This window comes from Lawsonibacter hominis (genome assembly GCF_014287895.1).
GTDB classification, from domain to species: Bacteria; Bacillota; Clostridia; order Oscillospirales; family Oscillospiraceae; genus Lawsonibacter_A; species Lawsonibacter_A hominis.
The window spans coordinates 1-20,966 of the sequence record NZ_JACOPP010000015.1 but is presented as its reverse complement, the minus strand read 5'-3'; the positions used below and the strand labels follow the sequence as shown (position 1 = coordinate 20,966).

At 61.3% G+C, this 20,966-nt stretch carries 18 protein-coding genes; 7 read left to right on the top strand and 11 right to left on the bottom strand.

Going from position 1 to position 20,966, the window contains the following annotated elements; genetic code table 11:
- Nucleotides 1-10: 10 nt before the first annotated feature.
- The 8 genes from H8S57_RS11080 to H8S57_RS11045 form a co-directional block, all read right to left on the bottom strand.
- Nucleotides 11-2,161 (bottom strand): penicillin-binding transpeptidase domain-containing protein, encoded by a 2,151-nt coding sequence (locus H8S57_RS11080; RefSeq protein WP_186908156.1) that lies wholly within the window; start codon nucleotides 2,159-2,161, stop codon nucleotides 11-13.
- A gap of 33 nt (nucleotides 2,162-2,194) precedes the next feature.
- Nucleotides 2,195-2,707, bottom strand: coding sequence for a rod shape-determining protein MreD (gene mreD, locus H8S57_RS11075; protein WP_186908155.1), 513 nt, complete (start codon nucleotides 2,705-2,707; stop codon nucleotides 2,195-2,197).
- 311 nt (nucleotides 2,708-3,018) lie between these two features.
- A complete protein-coding gene (gene mreC, locus H8S57_RS11070; RefSeq protein ID WP_186908154.1) occupies nucleotides 3,019-3,861 on the bottom strand; it encodes a rod shape-determining protein MreC in 843 nt (280 codons plus the stop codon).
- A 22-nt stretch (nucleotides 3,862-3,883) separates the two neighbouring features.
- A complete protein-coding gene (locus H8S57_RS11065; RefSeq protein WP_186908153.1) occupies nucleotides 3,884-4,474 on the bottom strand; it encodes a Maf family protein in 591 nt (196 codons plus the stop codon).
- 5 nt (nucleotides 4,475-4,479) lie between these two features.
- A complete protein-coding gene (dut, locus tag H8S57_RS11060; protein ID WP_207723776.1) occupies nucleotides 4,480-4,917 on the bottom strand; it encodes a dUTP diphosphatase in 438 nt (145 codons plus the stop codon).
- 19 nt (nucleotides 4,918-4,936) lie between these two features.
- On the bottom strand, nucleotides 4,937-7,018 hold the full coding sequence (locus H8S57_RS11055; RefSeq protein ID WP_186908151.1) for a U32 family peptidase: 2,082 nt from the start codon (nucleotides 7,016-7,018) through the stop codon (nucleotides 4,937-4,939).
- Between the two features lie 234 nt (nucleotides 7,019-7,252).
- On the bottom strand, nucleotides 7,253-7,573 hold the full coding sequence (locus H8S57_RS11050; RefSeq protein ID WP_186908150.1) for a cell division protein ZapA: 321 nt from the start codon (nucleotides 7,571-7,573) through the stop codon (nucleotides 7,253-7,255).
- A 391-nt stretch (nucleotides 7,574-7,964) separates the two neighbouring features.
- A complete protein-coding gene (locus H8S57_RS11045; RefSeq protein WP_186908149.1) occupies nucleotides 7,965-8,405 on the bottom strand; it encodes an Hsp20/alpha crystallin family protein in 441 nt (146 codons plus the stop codon).
- Nucleotides 8,406-8,682: 277 nt separating this feature from the next.
- On the opposite strand from H8S57_RS11045, the gene H8S57_RS11040 reads away from it, so the two are divergent.
- The 3 genes from H8S57_RS11040 (at nucleotide 8,683) to H8S57_RS11030 (ending at nucleotide 11,432) form a co-directional block, all read left to right on the top strand.
- On the top strand, nucleotides 8,683-9,345 hold the full coding sequence (locus H8S57_RS11040) for a peroxiredoxin (RefSeq protein WP_186908148.1): 663 nt from the start codon (nucleotides 8,683-8,685) through the stop codon (nucleotides 9,343-9,345).
- Between the two features lie 101 nt (nucleotides 9,346-9,446).
- The gene (locus tag H8S57_RS11035; RefSeq protein WP_256174435.1) at nucleotides 9,447-10,424 is read left to right on the top strand and encodes a DnaD domain protein; all 978 of its coding nucleotides are present in this window, start codon (nucleotides 9,447-9,449) and stop codon (nucleotides 10,422-10,424) included.
- A gap of 3 nt (nucleotides 10,425-10,427) precedes the next feature.
- Nucleotides 10,428-11,432, top strand: a complete 1,005-nt coding sequence (locus H8S57_RS11030; protein ID WP_186908147.1) for an ATP-binding protein — start codon at nucleotides 10,428-10,430, stop codon at nucleotides 11,430-11,432.
- Between the two features lie 657 nt (nucleotides 11,433-12,089).
- Here the strand turns inward: H8S57_RS11030 and H8S57_RS11025 are convergent.
- A complete protein-coding gene (locus H8S57_RS11025) occupies nucleotides 12,090-12,251 on the bottom strand; it encodes a hypothetical protein (RefSeq protein WP_186908146.1) in 162 nt (53 codons plus the stop codon).
- A gap of 614 nt (nucleotides 12,252-12,865) precedes the next feature.
- On the opposite strand from H8S57_RS11025, the gene H8S57_RS11020 reads away from it, so the two are divergent.
- The gene (locus tag H8S57_RS11020; RefSeq protein WP_186908145.1) at nucleotides 12,866-13,750 is read left to right on the top strand and encodes a LysR family transcriptional regulator; all 885 of its coding nucleotides are present in this window, start codon (nucleotides 12,866-12,868) and stop codon (nucleotides 13,748-13,750) included.
- 77 nt (nucleotides 13,751-13,827) lie between these two features.
- Here H8S57_RS11020 and H8S57_RS11015 read toward each other — a convergent pair whose 3' ends face one another.
- On the bottom strand, nucleotides 13,828-15,075 hold the full coding sequence (locus tag H8S57_RS11015) for a M16 family metallopeptidase (RefSeq protein ID WP_186908144.1): 1,248 nt from the start codon (nucleotides 15,073-15,075) through the stop codon (nucleotides 13,828-13,830).
- Nucleotides 15,076-15,651: 576 nt separating this feature from the next.
- On the opposite strand from H8S57_RS11015, the gene H8S57_RS11010 reads away from it, so the two are divergent.
- Together H8S57_RS11010 and H8S57_RS11005 are read left to right on the top strand one after the other, a co-directional pair.
- Complete coding sequence (locus tag H8S57_RS11010; protein ID WP_186908143.1) at nucleotides 15,652-17,019, top strand: LVIVD repeat-containing protein; 1,368 nt, start codon at nucleotides 15,652-15,654, stop codon at nucleotides 17,017-17,019.
- Between the two features lie 35 nt (nucleotides 17,020-17,054).
- The gene (locus H8S57_RS11005) at nucleotides 17,055-18,374 is read left to right on the top strand and encodes a GntP family permease (protein ID WP_186908142.1); all 1,320 of its coding nucleotides are present in this window, start codon (nucleotides 17,055-17,057) and stop codon (nucleotides 18,372-18,374) included.
- 284 nt (nucleotides 18,375-18,658) lie between these two features.
- On the opposite strand, the gene H8S57_RS11000 is transcribed toward H8S57_RS11005, so the two are convergent.
- A complete protein-coding gene (locus H8S57_RS11000) occupies nucleotides 18,659-19,549 on the bottom strand; it encodes a LysR family transcriptional regulator (protein ID WP_186908141.1) in 891 nt (296 codons plus the stop codon).
- Nucleotides 19,550-19,897: 348 nt separating this feature from the next.
- Here H8S57_RS11000 and H8S57_RS10995 point away from each other — a divergent pair, with 348 nt between their 5' ends.
- Nucleotides 19,898-20,827 carry an AEC family transporter gene (locus H8S57_RS10995; protein WP_186908140.1) on the top strand — a complete coding sequence of 310 codons (930 nt, stop codon included), beginning with the start codon at nucleotides 19,898-19,900 and terminating at the stop codon, nucleotides 20,825-20,827.
- The last annotated feature ends 139 nt before the right edge of the window (nucleotides 20,828-20,966 follow it).

Sequence of the window (20,966 nt, the reverse complement as noted above, 5' to 3'; positions counted from 1 at the left end):
TCATTCCTTGTCAGCGCAGGAGCGTGTTCTCCGGGTCCACGGACTCCAGAGTGTCCTCGGCGCTGAAGTAGTAATCCAAGATCTCGGCGGCGGCCTGGGCCAGATTGCTGCCGGACGCGCCGCCCTCCACCACGATGGTCATGGCGATCTGAGGGTCGTCATAGGGGGCGAAGCAGACAAACACGGCGTCTGCCTCTACATTGGAGGCCACCTGGGCGGAGCCGGTCTTGGCGCCCACCTCCACCGGAAGGCCCGCAAAATAGCGGCTCACGCTGCTCTTGGCGTCGTTTGCCACCTTCCACATCCCCAGCTTCACCGCTTCCACGTTGTCCGCGTCCAGCTCCAGGGTGTCCAGCAGCTGGGGCTCATACTCCAGCACGGTCTGGCTGTAATCGCTGGACTTGACGGCGCGCAGCAGATGGGTGGCGTAGTGGTTGCCGCCGTTGACCAGGGTGGCGATATAGTTGGTCAGCTGGAGCGGGGTGCAGGCGGTGTTGTCCTGGCCGATGGCAACGTTGAGCAGGTTGCCGCCGTACCAGGTCATATTCAGAGCCTCGCTGGTCGCGGGGCCGGCCACCCGGCCCTTGCTTTCGGACAGCTCAAAGCCCGTCTTCTCCCCCAGCCCGAACATCTTGGCGTACAGGTCGATGCGTTCGATGCCCAGCCGGTGGCCGATGGTGTAGAAATAGATGTTGCAGGAGTCCCGCAGAGCGTCGGCCAGGTTCTCCTGTCCGTGGGTGCCGCCATACTGGCGGTAGATCCAGCATTGAGGGTGAAAGTCGCCGTAGGGGTATTTCTCCTCCTCCGGCAGGGTAAAGCGGCCGGTGTCCCGGATCGTTTCGGAGGGGGTGGTCACCCCTTCCTCCAAAGCGGCAATGCCCACCAGAGGCTTGAAGGTGGAGCCGGGGGAGTACAGGCCCATGGAGGCCCGGTTGTAAAAAGGCTCCAGCGGGTCGCTGCTGACCTGGGCGTAAAGGGCCTGGTCGGAATATACGGTAGCCAGGTCGTAGGTGGGGTAGGAGGCCATGGTGAGCACGCCGCCGTCGGACACGTCCTGAATGACGACGGCGCCGCCGCCGGTATCTGCGGATTCCAGGCTGCTGATGGTATCCGCCAGGACCTGCTCCGCCTTGGCCTGGAGCTTCACATCCAGGGTGAGCAGCACGTTGTCGCCCGGCTCCGGCTCATGGGTCTCCCCGGTCAGCGGATCAGTGTACCAGCTTTCGCTGACCACCTTGCCGCTGGTGGAGAGCTCCTGCTCCCGCACGCCGGCCTCCCCGCGCAGGTAGGGCTCGAAGGCGCTCTCCGCCCCGTCGATCCCTACCGTGTCGTTCATGTTGTAGCCCAGTTCTTTATAGTAGGCCCAGGTGTCGGCGTAGATGGGGCCCACCCGGCCCAGCAGGTGGGCGGCGTGGGAGGTGGCATATTCCCGGACGGTGGCGGCCTCGATCTGCACGCCGGTCAGGCCGTGCTCTTTAACGGTGGAGATGAAGTCGATATCCACGTCCTGGGCAAAAATGTAATCGCTGTAATCAATGTTTTTTTGCCGGAGGTTGATTTCGTAGAGCACGCCGATGAGGGCGCGGGCTTCCCCGTCGGAGAGGCTCTCGTCCACTTCAAAGTAGCCCCGCAGGGCCTGCATCAGCGCCGCCGCCGAGGGGTCGGTCTCCCCTGCGGGAAGAAAGCCGCGGCTTTGCAGCGGCAGGGCGTCCACCAGCTTGCCCAAGCTGGTGCGCACCACCGTCTCCGCTGCGCTGCTGTCGGCGGCGCGATAGGACAGCGCGGTGTCGCTGGTGTAGGAAAAGGGGCCGCTTTCGGAGATGGGGAGCGTATCGCTCCACTCCACCTTCTGTTCCCGGCAGATCTCCAGCAGGGCGAGCAGGTTGGCGTTGCGCTGCGCCTCCTCGCCCATCCGGGAGAGATCCAGCGTCACCTGGTAGACGGCACGGTTGGTCACCAGGACCCGGCCGTAGCGGTCCCGCATCTCCCCCCGGGCGGCCTCCACCGTCTCCCGGTTGGCGATCTTGCGGGTGGACAGGCCCCGGTAGTAGTCCAGATTGGTCACCTGCAGGTTCCACAGCACCGCCGCGAAGGCCGCCACCAGCAACGCCAGAAGCGCCGCGGTGAACAGCGCCCGTCTTTGAAATTGTTTTCCTTCCAAGTGCGCTCACCTCCAGGCAGCAAAGTCCCCCCGCTACAGCACGGTGCGTTTGGGGACCCGGTGGAATACCCACAGGTACAGGGCGTAGACCGGGAAAACGAACACCATGGACCAAAGCGCTTCCGGTACGGCCACCCGCAGCAGCGCGCCCAGCGAGGCGCTTCCCCGCAGCAGATGGACCGCTACCCGGACGGCGTCGATGCACAGCAGCGCCCCCAAGGAGCACAGCAGGCAGCCTACCAGATTCTGCCGCAGGGCGTACTGGGCCAGGGCGCCCGCCGCCATGCCCAGTAGGCAGAGCCCCAGGGTCATGGCGCCGTTGGTGCCGTGATAGGCCGCGTCGCACAGGATCCCCACGAACAGCCCGTAGCCGGCGCCTCCGGTGGCGCCCTCCAGCACGGCAGCGGCCACGGCGGCCAGGGGCATCAGCATGGGCGTCACCCCCAGCACCGGCAGGCGGTTGAGCACGTAGACCTCCAGAAACCAAATAGGCAGGATGGCCAGGGCATACACGCCCCATTTTATCATAAAATCGCTGCGGGTCATAAACGCCCTCCTTCCCGCTGCCTTCCCGATTAGCTTGTCGAAAAACCCTCCCGCAGGAAAGCCTCGCAGAGTTCCGTCGCCATCTCCGCGCTAAGACCCGCCCCGATGGGGCGGTTGCGCTCCGAAACGCGCCTGCGGGCGCAGGCAGGCGGCGGAATAAAATCAAAATCCGTCATTTCCGGGGACATGCGCCTCGGAAATGACACTTCACACGCAAGGCGGGCCGACTTTTCCGCAAGAAATCGAGGTCCGCCTTGCGTGTGATCCTCCTCGAAAAAGGTGCGAAGCACCTTTTTCGACCGCTTGCGACGTCACTCCACGATGGTAAATTCTTTGATCACGAAGACCTGCTTGAGCCCGTCCAGATCGGTCTCCGGTACGATGACGGCATAGCGCGTCATGCCGCTGGCCTCGGTATGGACCTCCTCCACATGGCCCACCGCCAGCCCGGCGGGGTATACGCCCCCCCGCCCGGAGGTGGTCACCAGATCCCCGGCGATGAGCTCCGCATTCTCCGGCAGGTAGCTCAGCTTGAGCTTGCCCTCCCCCATCAGGGCAAAGTCGCCCTCCAGGATGGCCGCCCCGCCGGTGCGGGCCAGCTGTCCGCCCAGCTCCAGGCCGGAATCCGCCACGGTGGCCACACTGGCCCAGTTCTCCCCCACCTCAAGGACGATGCCGACCAGGTTCCAATATTCGTCCACGACACAGTCGTCGGCTTCCAGGCCCGAGGAGCTGCCCTTGCTGATGGTGAGCGTGGACTCCCAGTTGGAGGTGGAACGGGCGGTGACGGTGGCCGATTCCAGATCGAACTCCCGCTGGCTGGGCCGCAGGTCCAGCAGGCTGCGCAGCCGCTCGTTTTCCTGGAGGGCGGCTTCCGCGGCCCGGGCCTGTTCCTCCAGCTCGGCCACGCGGAGCTTGAGCTCTGCGTTTTCACTTTTGAGCTGTTCCCGCTCAAAGGCGTCGGCGTATTGTTCCTCCGTCCAGCCGGCCAGGGCGCTGATGCCGTTGCGCACCGGGGTGGTGACGATCCCCACCAGATTGGACAGCGGGTCCGCCGTCCCTCCCAGCAGCATGGAGACCACCGCCGTCACCAGCGCCAGCAGGACGGCGGCAATGAGGATGAGGACCCCATTGTGCCGGAAAAAGTCTTTCACGTGTCGCCCTCCCTCTCAACGGTCACAGCTCGCTCCAAAGCCGGGCGCAGTCCACGCCCAGCCGGGCCAGGATGCGCCCCAGACGGCACACCGGCAGGCCCATCACGTTGTAATAATCCCCCTCGATCCCCTCCACGAACAGGGCGCCCCGCCCCTGGATTCCATAGGCGCCCGCCTTGTCCATGGGCTCGCCGGTCGCAATGTAGGCGCAGATCTCCGCGCTGGACAGGCTCCGAAAGGTCACGGCCGTGACCTCGTGCTCAGTCAGACGCTGCGCGCCGCATACCACGGTCAGGCCGGTGTAGACCTGGTGGCGCCGGCCGGAGAGGGCGGAAAGCATGGCGAATGCGTCCGGCCCGTCGGCGGGCTTGCCCAGGACCCGGCCGTCCAGGGCCACCACCGTGTCGGCGGCGATGATCAGGTCCCCGGCCGCCGCCGCGTGCTGCACGGCTGCGGCCTTTCGGGCGGAAAGCGCTTCCACCAGCGCCGGGGGCGTCAGGCCGGGGGACGCCGTCTCATCCGCGTCGGAGCAGACGATGCGGAAGTCCCGCAGGCCCATCTGCTCCAGCAGCTGGCGCCGGCGGGGGGACCGGGAGGCCAAAACGATGCCCATGCGCCTCACTTCCCCGTGGAGCCGAAGCCGCCCGCGCCCCGCTGGGTGGCGGGCAGCTCGTCAAGCTCCAGCACGCAGGCCCGGGCTACGGGCACCACCATGAGCTGGGCCACCCGGTCGCCGGGCTGGACCGTATAGGGCGTGTCAGACAGGTTGGTCAGCCCCACCCGGAGCTCTCCCCGATAATCGCTGTCGATGACCCCCACTCCGTTGGACAGGGCGATCCCGTGCTTGATGCCCAGGCCCGAGCGGGCGAAGACCAGCGCCACCCAGCCCGCGTCGGGCAGCGCGATGGCAAGCCCCGTGGGGATGTTCACCAGGGCGCGGGGGGCGATGGTCACCGGCGCGTCCAGCAGGGCGGCCAGGTCCATGGCGGCGGAACCGGGGGTCTGGTAGGCGGGCAGCGGCGCACGGGGGTCCAGCCGCTGGACAAAAAGCTTCATCTGCATATTGGCGTTCTCCTTATTCTACGTCCCGGTAATAGAGGCCTCTGGTATATTCGGCGGGAGCCCAGCGGTCGTTTTCCAAATACCGCCGGGTCACCTGCACGCACTCTTTGGGGTTTTCCGTGGTAAACAGCAGCCGCTGGGCCCACAGGCCGATGCGGCGGTAGTCGGCGGCCTTGTCCGCCAGGAAAAGCTTTTGGGAATTCAAAAGCTCATTGCGGCAGCCGGGGGCCTGGATCACCGGGAAACGGGCCCCCCTCCGGTCGGTAAGCACATTGGGGTTTTCACAGCCGCAGTGCCCGGCGCGGTTTTGAATGATGCAGTTTTCCAGGATCATCAGGGGCAGCCGCCCGTAGGTTATCATCTCTATGTCCATGCACTTGGAGATATCCCGGATCTGGGCCAGCTTCAGCTCAAAGGAGACGGCGGCGGACCGGAGCCCCAGCCGTTTGAGCTGCTTGAGCGCCTGGGAGTTGTACACCTCCAGGCCAAAATCCCCCCGGAGGGTGAAGCCCAGTTCTTTGACGCAGGAGAGCATGCCCAGGTTCCCCGCCAGGGCGTCCTCCACGCCCAGCGCGCGGGCCCTGCGCAGCTGTTCCAGCAGCTGCGGCCACTCCCGGTCCCAGGCCACCCGGGGCAGGGTGACGCCGATGCGGGTGTTTGGGGTCCCGGCGGCCTTGTCCGGATGGGCGCACAGCTCGTCCAACGGGAGGTAGACCAGCGCGGGCGAGAGGGAGAGCAGCTCCGCGGTGAGCTGTTCGGCGTACCGCAGGGAGAGCGTGAGCACGGGGGGGTCCTTCCGGTTTTCGTACCGGGCCCCGGCATGATAGGTCCCGCCCCGCCGGGGTGGCGGCTGACAGCGCTGCCCGCTCAAGGCGTCCAGGGCCTCCCGGCGCAGGGCGTTCAGGGCTGCCAGGGGGAGGGACAGGCCCGGTTCGACCAGGGCGCGGACCTTCTCGCAGCGGTAGGGGGTGCCACCGGTGCGGGAGAGCTGCTTCTCCACCGTCGGGGCGTCCAGGGCGCGGGTATGGGCGGCCTCAGGCACGCTGCCCTCGGCGGTGGCCACCCGGCCCTGGGGGTCCTCCACCCCGACCCGGGCGGGCTCGCCGGGACGGATCAGAGCGTAGAAGGTCACGGGGACCCGGGCGGCCTCTCCGCTCTGGTAGGTATTACGGGCCCGGGCAAACAGCTCGCGGGGCTCCTTGCCCGCTTCCTCCCGCACGCCGAACATCTCCGGGCCCTGCCGGTCCAGATAGTATCCCTGGGTGAAGCCCTGCCGGGAGAATGCGGCCTCCAGCTGGGCCAGCTCCTCCGCCGTGGGCTCCCGGTTCTCCCGGATGGCGGCGGCGTAGATGCCTGTGACAATGGCCACGTACTCCGGGCGCTTCATGCGCCCCTCCAGCTTGACGCAGGCCACCCCCATCTTGCGCAGTTCCTGGAGGTGCCCCGCCAAGGACAGGTCCTTCAGGGAGAGCGGATAGGCGTCGGCCCGCTCCGCCCAGCCGTACTTCAGACGGCAGGGCTGGGCGCAAAGGCCCCGATTGCCGCTGCGTCCCCCGATGACGGAGGACAGAAAGCACTGCCCCGAGTAGCACATGCACAGGGCCCCGTGGGCGAAGACCTCGATTTCGATGGGGGAGCGCTCACAGATGTAGGCGATCTGGTCCCGGGACAGCTCCCGGGCGAGCACCGCCCGCTGAAGCCCCAGATCAGCGGCCTGCTTGACGCCGTCCAGATTGTGCAGCGTCATCTGGGTGGAGGCGTGGAGGGGCAGATCGGGGGATACCTGCCGCAGCATCCGCAGCACGCCCAGATCCTGTACCAGCACCGCGTCCGCCCCGATGGCCGAGGCGTCTGCGGCGTATTTGGCGGCTTCGGGCAGCTCCCGGTCGGTGAGCAGGGTGTTCAACGTCAGATAGACCTTGGCGCCCCGCAGATGGCAATAAGAAACCGCCGCCGCAAATTCCTCCCGGGAGAAATTCTTTGCATTGCGGCGGGCGTTAAAATCCCCATATCCCAGATAGACGGCGTCCGCGCCGTTCTGCACGGCCGCGGCCACCGCCTCCATGGAACCGGCAGGAGAAAGCAGCTCTAACATAAGGACCTCCGGGGTGATCGAATTTCCGGATTTGGTAAGGCGGCGGCCGCCCCGCCGCGGAAGCGGCGGAGCCGGACGGGATTCACTCCCGTCCGGCGATAAGCTCGAATCAAAGGGGCCCCCGCGCGGCCGGTCGCGCGGGGAACAGCGCCTCCATAGAACCGGCAGGAGAAAGCAGCTCTAACATAAGGACCTCCGGGGCGATCGAATTTCCGGACCTGGTAAGGCGGCGGCCTATTTGGCCTTTTGGTTCTGAAGCTTAAAAATCTCGCGTTTGGCCTCGGAGAGCTCCAGCTTCATCTTGGTGGCCTCCTCCAGGTACTCCTTGAGCTGACGGCGCAGGTTCTCGGCGGTCTCCACTTCCTTGAAATACTCGTCGGCGATGTTTACCGCAGCCAGAACGGCGCCGTCCACCATGGAGACCTTCGCGCCGTCCAGCACCTCCTGCACCTTGGCGTCCACATGGCTGGCGACCCTCTGGACGTAACGCACATCCTCGGCGGCGACGAGGGTATACTCCTGCCCGGCAATGGTTACGGTGACGCGGTTCTTCATGGAAAGCCCTCCTGACCATACGAATCTAGTTTCATTATACTGCATACGGCGCAAAGCCGCAAGCCTGGAACACACAGGCGTCTTCCGGCGCAAGTGCTTTGGGCAAGGCGGCCGGAACGCGCCGTATCATTTGCGCGCGGGTGGAAGGGCGCATGAGAACCGGCCCTGAAGTACGAAATTGCGGACGGATGCAGCCGCCGTTCAAACAAATGCGGCAAAACCGCGGGAATCAACCGAAAAGCGGCTGCGCCCGTTCGTATTATTATAGCATAGCTGCCGTAAATTAAAAATAAAATCTTCATGAACTTTGCGGGTTTTGGTGGAAACGCTCGAAAATGTCAAAGGGCCGGGGCACGAGTTTTGCTCGCGCCCCGGCCCCGCCGGAAAGACCTTATTCGATTGCGATGCGGTTGGGCTGCTGCGCGGTCTTGACGTCCCGCTTGGGGATGTGCAGCGTCAGAACGCCGGACTCGTACTTGGCGCGGATTTCCTCCGGCTTCACATCGCCCACATAAAAACTGCGGGTGCAGACTCCGGCGTACCGTTCCTGACGGATGTATTTGCCGTCCTTGTCCGTTTTGTCCTTATCCAGGCCCTTGGCGGCGCGGATGGTCAGATAGCCGTTCTCCAGGCCCACGTTCACCTCGTCCTTCTGAAAGCCGGGCAGATCTACGGCCAGCTCGTATTCCTCCGGTCGCTCTTTTACGTCGGTCTTCATCAGGTGCTTGGCATGCTTGCCGTACAGCGCATCGCGCCCGCCCCAGAAGGCCCGGTCGAAACCGGAATCAAAGAAGTCGTCAAACAGGTTCTCACCAAAAATGCTGGGCAACATAAGTCATTCCTCCATTCGTCGTCTTACCTTATGCCCTGCGGAGGGGCCGCTCCGGTCCCTCTTTCTTGGTACGCCCTTATCATAGACCGGCGGATTAGCACTGTCAATATGAGAGTGCTAACGTTTACAAAAAAACAATATATTATGCAAAGAAAAGTCACAAATTCCGGGGAACTGCTCCGCTGGGGCCTGGAAGCGGGCTTGGCGCGCGGGCGCATCCGGCACGATGCGCCCATCTTCTGCATAAGATAGCGGTACAGAATGGAGGTTATTCCGCGTGGAGAACAACTGTATCCGCATCGGCATGAAGGCGCCCGATTTTTCCGCAGCCACCACCTTCGGGCCCATCAAGCTGTCCGACTATCAGGGCAAATGGGTCGTTCTTTTTTCTCACCCCGGCGACTTTACGCCGGTCTGCACCACCGAGTTTCTTGCCTTTTCCAAGGCGCAGCCCCAATTTGAAGCCCGCGGCGCCCAGCTGCTGGGACTGAGCATCGATAGTAACCCGTCCCATCTGGCGTGGGTCTACGCCATCTACGTGGCGACCGGCGTACAGGTACCATTTCCAATCATTGCGGACCGCACCGGCGAGATCGCGCGGCTCTACGGGATGATGGCGCCCGATGTGAGCCGTCAGGAGACCGTGCGCAATGTGTTTTTCATCGACCCGGAGCAGACCATCCGGGCCATTTTGGTCTACCCGCTGACCAACGGCCGCAGCATACCGGAGATCCTGCGGCTGCTCACCGCGCTTCAGACCACGGACCGGGAGCATGTGGTCACCCCCGCCAACTGGCAGCCGGGACAGCCGGCCCTGGTGCCGCCGCCCCGGACCTATGACGAACTGCTCTCCCGGCAGAACAACCCGCAGGCCCAGCATCTGGAGTGTGAGGACTGGTTCCTGTGCAGCCGGCAGATCCCGGGCGAGGCAAAGCAGTAGCGGAGGGCGGCAGAACGGAATGCCCGCAGATGTTTTTTGTGTACAACAACGGAAGGTTGTGATATGATAGAAACACAATACCTGCGGAGGGAGGGACGCCCGTGGCACAGGAGCTGCTGCTGCCTGGAGAGATCGTATCGATGACCGGTCCGGCGGCGGACCGGCTGCTGCGCGCCGGGAACGGAGACGCGGCGCTGCTCTACCTGTGGCTGCTGCGTCACGGGCGTTCCGCCGCACCAGACGCGGCCCGGAGGGCCCTGCGCTGGGACGGGGTGCGGCTGGACGCCGCCCTGGAGGCGCTGGCGCAGCTGGGCCTGGCGGAACAAAGCGCCCAGCCGGCTCCTCCTCCGGCGCCGCCGGAGCCGGAGGGGCCGCCGGAATACTCCGCCGCCGACATTACGCGGGAACTGGAGGACGGACGCTCCGGCTTTCCGGGCCTGGTCGCCGAGGTCCAGCGGCGGCTGGGGAAGATCCTCTCCACGGCCGGGCTCAAGAGCCTGTTTACCCTGTACGACTACCTGGGCCTGCCCCCGGAGGTCATCTGCCTGCTGGTGAGCTGGTGCGTGGAGGAATTCCAGCGCAAGTACGGGCCCGGGCGGGTGCCCAGCATGTCGCAGGTCCAGAAGGAAGGCTTCCTTTGGAAGCGGCAGGGGGCGGATACGCTGGAGGCCGCCGAGCAGCACCTGAAGCGCCTGGCGACCCTGCGTACCCGGGAAGGGGAGATCCTGCGCCTGCTGGATCAGAAGCCCCGCCCCCTGGTGGAGAAGGAACGGAAAAAGATCGCAGCCTGGACGGATATGGGCTTTGGGGACGAGGCCCTCCGCCTTGCTTACGAAAAGACGGTATACAAAAAGCAGGGCATGGACTGGGATTACATGAACGGGATCTTGTGCCTCTGGCACAAAAAGAACCTGCATACCCTGGCGGAGATCGAGGCGGGAGACCGGCCGCGGCCGGTCCGGGCGGGGGCGGCGGAACCCGGGCGCTCCGCCGCCCCAGGCGAGGCGGACGCGCGGGTACGGGAGGACCTGGAGCGGATGCGGGCCTTTATGAAAAAACAGCGTGAGGAGGGGGGATAAGCCATGGCCTACGAGGCGAGCGTTCTGCGCCGGGCCGCCCGGCGTCTGGAGGAAGCCCGGGAGGACCGGGCGCGGGAGCTGGAGCGCCGGCGGGCGGAGATCTACCGGCGCCTGCCCCGGGTGGCGGAGATCGACAGGCAGCTGCGGGGGACCATTTTGCAGATCATTTCAGCCTCCCTGCGGGAGGGCCGGGACCCGGCCCCCGCCATCGGCGTGATCCGGGACCGGAACCTGGACCTGCAGGCCGAACGCACCGCCCTGCTGACCGGTGCGGGCTATCCGGCCGACGCCCTGGACGAGCGTCCCGCCTGCCCCAAATGTAAGGATACGGGGTGGATCGGCGTGGAGATGTGCACCTGTTTGAAAACGCTCTGCGCCCAGGAGCAGATCCGGGAGCTGTCCAAGCTGCTGGAACTGGGAGAGCAGTCCTTTGACGCGTTTTCCCTGGACTACTATAATGCCCAGGCCTGGCCGGGGGAGGCCGTCTCCCCCCGGGAGAACATGGAGTTTATCTATGAGGTGTGCCTGAATTACGCCCAGAAGTTTGGAAAATTCTACTTCAAAAACCTCTTCCTGACCGGCGCCCCGGGGCTCGGGAAGACCTTTTTGTCCGCCTGTATCGCCCGCACCGTGTCGGAAAACGGCTTTTCCGTGGTCTATGATACGGCGGTGAATATTTTCGCCCGCTTTGAGGAGCAGAAATTTGCCCGGGACAAGCTGGACGCGGAGGAGGCCCGGGACGAGACCCGGCGGTATCTGGGCTGCGATCTGCTGATCCTGGACGACCTGGGCAGCGAGCTGACTACCCCCTTTGTCCAGTCCGCCCTGTATACCCTGGTCAACGCCCGCCTGATGGCGGACAAGCGGACGGTGATCTCCTCCAACCTGTCCATGGACGAGGTACGCCGCCGCTACACCGGCCAGATCGCCTCCCGGCTGGAGGGGGAATACCGGGTGCTCCCCTTCTACGGCGAGGATATCCGGCTTTTGCGCAAGCAGCGGCTGTAACGCCGTAAAAGGCCCCGGGGAACGCAGGTCCGTTCCCCGGGGCCGCTCTGTTTGCCGATCCGGTCGCATGGGGAGCGGCGGAGCGGGGGATGGGTGGCCCCCCTTGGCCGCTTGCGGTGCGCCCGGTCGGGACTTGTTCTCCTCCCGCATCTGACGGAACAATTTGAGATCGATCAGATGGCTGCGGTATTGCTTCGTCCTGCGGGCGGCATCCGACTCGCCTATCCCTGCCATTAACCCCGGCTCAATGGGCGGCATCTCGCAATTAGAGGATACGTACGGCTTCTCCGGATCGCCCCGGAGATACAGGGCCGGCGCTTCCCGGTACCGGTCACGCAGGTAGTTGGAGCAGGGTCTGCTCTCCGGCGTATCCGGAAAAGCTGGGGATATCGGATTGCTTGGTGAAGGAGATCAAATCGGCGTCTGAGATGTAATCTGTAAAGGGTGGTTTTTACCACCTAATATACAACGGCTGGCGGCTCATTTGTGGTGAATGCCCCCCGCTAAAAGGAGGATGTGCCTATAATGTGTAGCAGAACGGACAACGCTTTACGCCCGGCCTTGACAAATGCCGTCCGTTCTGTTCGCGGGTAATCAAGATGTGCGACAGCTTAGAGCGCTGCCGCACATCTTATTATCGACCCGACAAACCGGAATTTATTTATCTCTCTCAATAAATCCCAAAATTGAAAAACCCAGTCCAATGAACACAGACAGCAGAGATGCTAACTGCATAATCGCCCACTGCGCCTGCACAGAAATGTAAGCCATGCTAAATCCGAACAAAATCAATGCTATTCCAAATACCATTTTCTTCATACTGTTTGCCTCCTTAACTTCAAGTTTGTGTATCCGTCTAAATTATACCTCTGGCATTCAAAGAAGGCAGTCATGTGTTTTCCAGTCCCCTATGTAAGGGCGCACTTACTCACCACCGCCCAAGGGGCGACGGTGGTACTGCCTAACGGCAGTCGTGCGCTCTCCGAGGGGGACGAAAGGCAAAAACACACCCACGCCCATCTGAGCGCAAGCGTGTCCCTTTTTGGCTTGTTATGCCCCTCTGAGCAAGTGGCAAAGCTATCCGAAAAGAAAATGTTACAATTGGCAAAAAGACCCCTTGACAAATCTTCTCCTGCAAATAAATAGGTGGCGTCCCTTGTACGCAGAACACGGCGGTATGCCCCCGTGCTTGCAGTTAAGGAAATCTGGTTTTATCCCCCTTCGGCATATGTCCCGATTTCAAACACGCCTTGCGCTTGCGTGTACCTGCAGTAATTCCCGTTGCGGTCAAAACCAGATACGCACCGGCGTCCGGTTTCCGTACAGGTTTTTTGAAAAAATTCATGGGAGGGGATTTTTGCAATATACAACAACCAGAGGTTGCGATATAATAAAACCCAGGAAGGGGAAGCCCCGGAAAGGAGGTCCCACCCGTGAACCTGATCCAGATCAAGTATTTTTTAGCGGTGGCCGAGTGTCTGAACTTCACGGCGGCGGCGGCACGGCTGTTTGTGTCCCAGCAGTGCGTCAGCAAGCAGGTGGCCAAGCTGGAACGGGAGATCGGCGTGCGCCTGTTCGAGCGCAGCACCGCCAAGGTGGCCCTCACCGACGCGGGCAAGCTGCTTCAGGGGGAATGGAGCGCCATGCTGGAGCGCTGCGATCAGGCGGTGGTCCGTGCCCGGGCGGTGCAGGACGCGGGGCGGCCCTCCATCCGCATCGGCCTTTTGGAGCTGTGCGGCGTGGTGGACTTTGTGTTGCCCCGGCTGAGCGCCTATAATGAGGCCCATCCCGGCGGAGAGCTGGAGTATGAGATCGGCGGCTTTCTGCAGGTGCAGGAGTGGCTTTTCATGGGTCAGGTGGACGCCATCGTCACCTTCAATTATGAGGTGGCACGCCTGCCCGACCGCTACCAGTTCCGCAATCTGCGGGATATGGACGTCTTTATCATCCTCTCCAGGCGCCACCCCCTGGCCCGGCGGGAGCAGGTCACCCTGTCCGACCTGAAGGGCCAGGTGATCTATGCCTTTGCGCCCAACTATTCCACCTACGCCAGCGACACGGTGCTGACCCACTGCCGCAAGCTGGGGTTTGAGCCGGAGTTCAAGTATTTCAACAGCATCAACGCCATGGAACTGGCGCTCCAGGCGGGCAAGGGAGTCAGCGTGGCATTCCGGGAGTTTTACCGCAACCAGGGCGGCGAGCTCCTGTTTTACCCCACCCCCGTGCTGGAGGGCTGGCAGCAGCCCTCGATCTCCGTGTGCTGGAGTCAGGAGAACACCCCGCGGCTGGAGGAGTTCATCCAATGCCTGGAGGCCTGAAAAGCGGGCGCTGCAGCTGACAAAACCGGGCGGCATGTGGCCGCCCGGTTTTTTGCAGCAGGCCTGTTTTTGACTGTTTACTGCAGCAGCGCCCAGTAGGCGTCGGCACTCCCGACCCGGCCGACTGCCGAGAGGGAGGCGTTCTGAAACTGGAACAGCTCCTGGGCCAGCCGGCGTACGTCCTCCCGGGTGACCGCGTCGTAGCGGGCGATGACCTCGTCTTCGTCCAGTACCCGGCCCACCAGCAGCGCCCCCCGGCCCAAACTGCTCATGCGGGACTGGGTGGACTCCAGCCCCATGAGCACATTGGCCTTGGACTGCTCCCGGGCGCGGGAGAGCTCCTCCTCCGTGACCCCATGCTCGGCAAAGTCCCGAATGACGGAGAAGACCGTCTCCAGCGCCGCTCCCTCCGTCTCCCGGCCCAAGGCGGTATAGACCCCGAAATAGCCGGTATCGTCATGGCAGGTGCCATAGGAGTAGATGGAGTAGCACAGTCCGCGCTGTTCCCGGACCTGCTGGAACAGACGGGAGGACATGCCGCCCCCCAGGATGGAGGAGAGCAGCTGGAGGGTAAAGCGCCGCTCGTCGGCAAAGGGCAGGCCGGGGAAGGCCAGGGTCAGGTGGTTTTGCTCGATGGCCTTGCGTTTGACCGTGACGGCAGGGGTGTAGCGCCCCGGCGGGGAGGGGGGAAGGGGCCTGGCCTCCATGGCGGAAAAGCGGGCGCGCAGGGAGTCCACGTCGGCCTGGGCAAAGCTGCCCGCCAACGCCACCACGATCCGTTCCGGACCATAGTGGGCGGCCTTGTAGTCCCGCAGCCAGGCTCCGCTCATTTTCTCCAGGGTGGCCTTGCGGCCCAGGATGGGGCGGGCCAGAGGGGTGCCCTGAAAGACCGCCGCCGCCAGCCGCTCGGCGCACAGATCCTCGGGGTTGTCCTCGTACATGCCGATCTCCTCCAGGATGACGCCCCGCTCGGTGGCAACGTCGGCCTCGTCGAACCGGGAGGAGAAGAACATGTCGCACAGGATATCGGCGGCCTGGGCGAGGTGGGTATCCAGCACCCGGGCGTAAAAGCAGGTGCACTCTTTGGTGGTAAAGGCGTTGATCTGTCCGCCCACCGCGTCCATTTCCCCGGCCAGCTTCTCGGCGGTGCGGTGCTGGGTGCCCTTGAACAGCATATGCTCAATAAAATGGGCGGCGCCATTGGCGCCGCTTCGCTCGTGACGGGAGCCGGTGCCCACCCAGATGCCCAGAGCGGCCGAGCGCACATAGGGCACCCGCTCGGTCAGGATGCGCACCCCGTTGGGAAGGGGGATCGTTTCGTACATGAAAAGACCTCTTGTAATTGAATTTAGGACCCGCGCAGGGCGATCAGCAGTAAAACCACCGCCGTGCAGAGCAGGACAAGGGCCAGGTAACCCAGGACTTTTGTTTTTGTCATCACGCCTCGCTCCTTCTGGTTCAAATGGGGTCGTGCTGCGGTTCCGGCGCGGCCGTCCCGCAGGGGGCGGACCGGACGTGCCGGGCAAGGGGCACGCGGCGGCGTCCGCGGTTGAAGCCTGCAGGGCGGGAGCAGACCGTGCCGCTCAAGCGGTATCATAACCGTATCGCGGCTATTATACCATATCCGCAGGCGCTTGTCAGCCGGGAAATTCCGGGTCTAGCGCTCCCTGAGCCAGTGAGGGCAGGTGGTTGTTATAGCTTGGTACATAGTGGTTTTACCTACTGGCTGTAATATATTACAGAGTCAGGTGTTCTAATGAAGAAGTATGTAAAAGCACAATTAATTATAACATATTTGTTATCCTTTCCCATCATAACTTTGGGATTGGATTTTGTTTTGTGCATTTTATAAAATTCTTTCTGGAATCAATCCCACAAAAATGATAAAGGAGGACAAATCCATGGGTATACCATTCTATGCGAAGAACGCGGAAAATCAGGGCTACATCAAAAACATGGAAGTGGCAGGATATCACGACCTCAACGGTATCATGGCTTTTCAGATGGCCTTGCACAAGACTGAGGATGGCTGCTACTACCTGTATTGTGGTTCCTTCAAGGGCGCGGGCGTTACGATCCTGAACGTAACAGATCCTGGGAACATCCGTTTTGTGGACTATTTCGAAGTGTGTGATCCTCAGGTTTACAAAAAGCAAAGTACTCCTAAGATCCAGATAGCAGAGAATTTGATGGTTGTGGCACTGGGGGGTGGCATTCCGTACCTTCATGGCTGCAAATGGGAAGATAAATGCATCAGCGGTATCAATATTTACAGCATTAAGGATCCCGAGAAGCCGGAACTGCTTTCGCACTGGGAAACCGGATTTGAGGGAGGTATGGGTGTACACAGATTTATGTACAACGGCGGCCCCTACCTGTATCTGACCGCTGACTGTCCGGGTTACATTGCTGAAATTCTTCGGATTCTTGATATCTCCGACCCCAAGGAGCCCAGGGAGATTGGTCGTTGGTGGAAACCGGAACAGTTTGCTGATGGACAGATCGACGGAACTTATCCTGTGGGTCACATGGATGAAAAAGATTGGCCTCATCTTCATGGGCCGGCCTATGTTCAAGATGGTAAGGCTTATTGTGGATATTGGGCCGGTGGCGGTGTCATTTTGGATATGAAGGATGTGACGCGTCCCAAGTTGCTGGGACAAATTATGATGCAGCCTCCCTTCTCCGGAAAACGCGCTGGCGCCCGCTGTCATACGTTCTTGCCCCTTGCCGGGCGTAATTTTGCGGTTCTTAGCAATGAGGGCGAGCGTTTCATGAGCTGGAACAAGGAATTGCTGTCCAAAGAGTACGATGTTGTTCAGGGTGGGGCACAACCTATGAACAACTTGCACATGATTGATGTATCCGATCCCTCTGATCCGACGCTCGTTGCCGAATTCCCCTATCCGGAGGTTCCTGCTGATTTCCCCTACCCCAACTTTAATAACTGCGGCATCGGTTGCCAAGGCCCCTTTGGCCCGCACAACCTTCATGAACCCATGGGTAAGCCAGGGCTGGAGGAGAATCCGAACCGGGTTTATTGCTGCTATTTCCATGCTGGATTACGTGTATATGATGTGTCTGATCCCTACTATATCAAGGAACTGGCCTATTTCATTCCGCCCAATCCTGAACGCCCTTTGTTTGACGTGCCGCAGCCCGGTCCCTTGCTGGGCACTACCGAAGATTGTGTGGTGGACGATAGGGGCTATATCTACGTAGACACCTTCCATGACGGCGTATATATTTTGCGGATGAAGCTGGACTGATTTGGGAGACTATAAAAAGAGAGGAAGGAAAACAGATGAACATAATCGGTCTAATTGGTATTTTTGTAGCATTGGCGCTTCTGATCATCCTGGTGTATAAAGGCGTGCATGTGGTGGTAGCCGGAGCCTTGGCCGCCATCCTCGTGGCTGTGACCAATGGCCTGGGTGCTACCAACGGATATGGGACAATCTACCTCAGCGGTATGGGCGGGTTCATTACCGCCAACCTGCCTATCTATTTGTGGGGAGGAATTTTTGGCGAACTCTTCAACGCCAGCGGAGCTGCCCGTTCCATAGCGAAAGCAATCTCTCGGTTGCTCAAGGGCAAGAAAGAGCACACTGGGGTGCTGACCAGCATTCTTATCGTCTTTATTGCCGGTACCTTGATGTCCTATGGCGGAATCAGCGGTATTGTGCTGATGTTTGTGCTCATGCCCCTCACCCTGGAGATACTGAAGGAGAGTTGTATTCCGCGGTATATGGCCCCGGGCATCCTGCTGGGCGCCTTGGCTACAGCGGCCCTGTCCATGCCTGGTAGTCCCCAGATTCAGAACTCCGGCCCCATCCAGTACTTGGGGACCAGTTCTATGGCAGCTGCTGTTCCAGGTTTCATTGGCGGGGCGGTGGTGATCGTGCTCAACATTTTGTTCCTGAATTGGGCGGCCAATCGTGAAATTGCCGCTGGGCGGGTTTTCCTGGCGGCAGAGGACGATATCCCAGTGGAAGAAAATGCAGCTTTGCCCAATCCCGTTGCGGCACTAGTACCCCTGGTGGTAACTTTCGTTTTGTTCAATCTTTTCAAAATCTATATCGGCTTTTCCATCATTGCGGGCATCCTGGCCGGTATTCTCCTGTTTTGGCGCTATCTGGCGGGCGTAAGGGCCATTTTGAAGCTGCTTGGTGGCGCTGTGGCCAGCGCCAGTGTACTATGCCTATCCAGTGCGGCCCTAGCGGGTTTCGGCTCTGTGGTTCAGGCGACTGAAACCTTCGGCCAGTTCAGCACCGCTGTTACCTCAATTCAGGGACCGCCGCTATTCATCGCTATGTTTGCTATTGTGCTGGTCACCGCCATCTGTGGCTCTGGTCCTGCGGCCATCGGTGCGGCACTGCCCATGTTCAAGGATACCTTTGCGGCCATGGGCGTAAATATGTCCGCGCTGCACCGTATCGCAGCCTTCTCAGCCACGACGTTGGATACCCTTCCCACAAATGCCGGTTTTATTGCTGCCACAGGCCTTGCCAAGGCGGAGACCCGGCAGTCCTATAAGTATGTGGGCGTGTGTACGGTAATCAATACAACTATCGCCACTGCGGTGGTTACCCTAATACTCACGCTGGCCCCCGGTCTGGCCTGACGCTCCCTTGATCAACCGGTTGCAGAAAGACTGCCGTTTGGGGCTGCACTGCAGAATTCTGGCGTGGCCTGCGTATGGAGGGTACTTTACAGACGGCGGTATTCAGCCCCCGGCACAACCCCTTTACCCTACCTGCGGGCGCAGGCGGGCGGCAGGACAAAATTGAACTACGCCATCCCCGGCGGCAGGTTCGCCGGGGATGGCGTTTCGCATGACGGGAGGCAAACTATTGCATAAGAAGCTATGCTTTGGTTGTTATACGGCTTCTTTTGCGACAGTGTTCTTTAGTCAGGACGGCAATACTGGGACAGAAGAGTGAGTTCATTCAAAAAGAGGGGGAACAGTGGGTTCGAACAAGTGGGGAGCCAGGCCAGTACGATGCGATTTGCGCTGTTGAGCGGAAGATATCCAAACGCAGCGTTGGTGCGCTCCCGAGACCAGCCGTCCACGATAGCCACTCCTTGGAGATTCTGTACTCCAGCTACCAGAGAGTCAATGTTGGGAACGGTAAGGAGTCTGGGCGAAAACCCGTAAGGTGCGCAGTACTGGGTTACCAGGTCTCCGGCGTGAGGATTCTCATCCATAACTACCAGGAAGCGCTCGGCTCGAAAATCCCACGGGGTCAGCCCGTCATTGCCGGCCAATGGGTGACGCTTGGCATAGAGCAGCAGCCGGAAACTTTCTGCCAGAATCCGGGTCTGTGCCTGGGGCATGCGAAGCAGGGAATCCTCAATGGTCAAAATTGCATCTGCCCGGCCATTCTCCAGAGAATTGCGCAACTCCTGAAAGTCGGAAAAGACAGTGTTCATGGTAATGTTGGGGTAGGTTCGTGCAAAGCGTTCGTCTAAATTCAGGATAAGGCTGGAAAAATCCAGCCCCGATAAAAGCCCCAATTGGATCGTTCCGGACTCGTCGCTATTGATGGATTGAGCCGCCTGCACCGCAGCTGCAATCAGCTGCTTGGACTGGCAAAACGCCTCGTAGAACAGCTTTCCTGCTGAAGTCAGAGTAGTCCTGCGATTTGTTCGGTCAAAGAGGGGAAAGCCCAGTTCGCGCTCTAGCGCAGAGATGACACGGCTGATGGCGGGCTGGGAAATGTAGAACTTTTGAGCCGCTCTCGTAAAGCTGCCGCTGTCGGCTACAGCCAGAAAATAATCAATCTGAAGGTCGTTCACCAGTGCGCACCCCTTTTCTGATTCAAAGGTTAGATTCCAATAGCGGCAAGAAAATTAAGAGCTTTTCTTGACGGCGGCATTTCACATTGCTACCGGTCGCATTCAGTGGCTTTCACTTGAACTTCGCCACCGAGAAAAGTTACATTGTGCGGCGAGTAAGCTATCTGACGATTGAAAGGAATGGATTCATTCCGGCCCTTTTGACAATAGCATTATACCACCCCTTCCAAGGCAGCGCAAGGCGCGCATGGCTTTTGGCTTTACAGGAGAGGCGAAACTTGCTATACTGATCCTCAGAGAAATCGTCGTTTCTGCGCGAACGAACGGAAGGATAAGGTCGGATCGCAAATGCGGGAGAATCTGTTTTTGGTGGCCTCTCAGGTGGGGACGCTGTTTTTGATGATGGCGGTGGGGTTTGTGCTGGCCAGGCTGGGCAAGCTGACCCGGGACAATCTGCCGCGGATGACCTTTTTGCTGCTCTATGTCGTCATCCCCTGCCTCATCGTGAACACGCTGCAGACGGGATGCAGCCCGGAAGTGCTGCGCTCCATGGGGGCGGCGGCGCTGGTGACGGCGGGGCTGTACGCCGTCTACTGCCTGCTGATCCTGCCCTTTTTCCGCCGTCAGCCGCCGGATACCCGCGCGCCCCTTCAGTTCGGCGTGGTCTACGGAAACGTGGGGTTTATGGGCATACCGCTGATCCGGGCCGTGCTGGGTACGCCCGGGATGCTCTATGTGACGGTGATTTTTATCGTCTTTAATGCCTACAACTGGAGCCATGGCATCCTGCTGATGGGGGGAAGGCGCCGCTTCTCCCTGAAGCGCGCCGTCCTCAACCCCGGAATCCTGGCTACCGCCGTGGGCCTGCCCCTGTTCCTGCTGGGGATACGCCTTCCGCCCGTCGTGGGCAGCGCGGTGAGTTTCCTCGGAGACATGAACACCCCTCTGGCCATGATCGTCATCGGGGCGCAGATGGCCTTTGCCGATCTGAGGGCCACCTTCCGGGACCGCCGGCTTTATCTGGCCGCCTTCCTCAAGCTCGCCGCCATGCCGGCCCTGACCCTGCTGGTGCTGTACCCACTGGGACTGGACCCGGTGCTCTATTCCGCTCTGATCATTCTGGCCGCCACGCCCACCGGCGGTACCGCCTCCATGTTTGCCCAGCAGTTTGAACGGGATGCGGTCGCCGGAGCCCAGGTCGTCACCCTCACCACCCTGTTCTCCATCCTCACCCTGCCCGCCTTCGCCCTGCTGGCGAAACTGGCGGGCGGGGCCTGAGCGCAGATCGCAGCGCCGCCCCCTCCGGATCAGGCCGGAGGGGGCGGCGCTACGGGTCGAAAAAGTGGCCACTTTTTGAAGGAACTGCGGCCTGCTGCGCGTGCTCGTCGTCCGCCATAGGCGGACGACGAGCACGCGC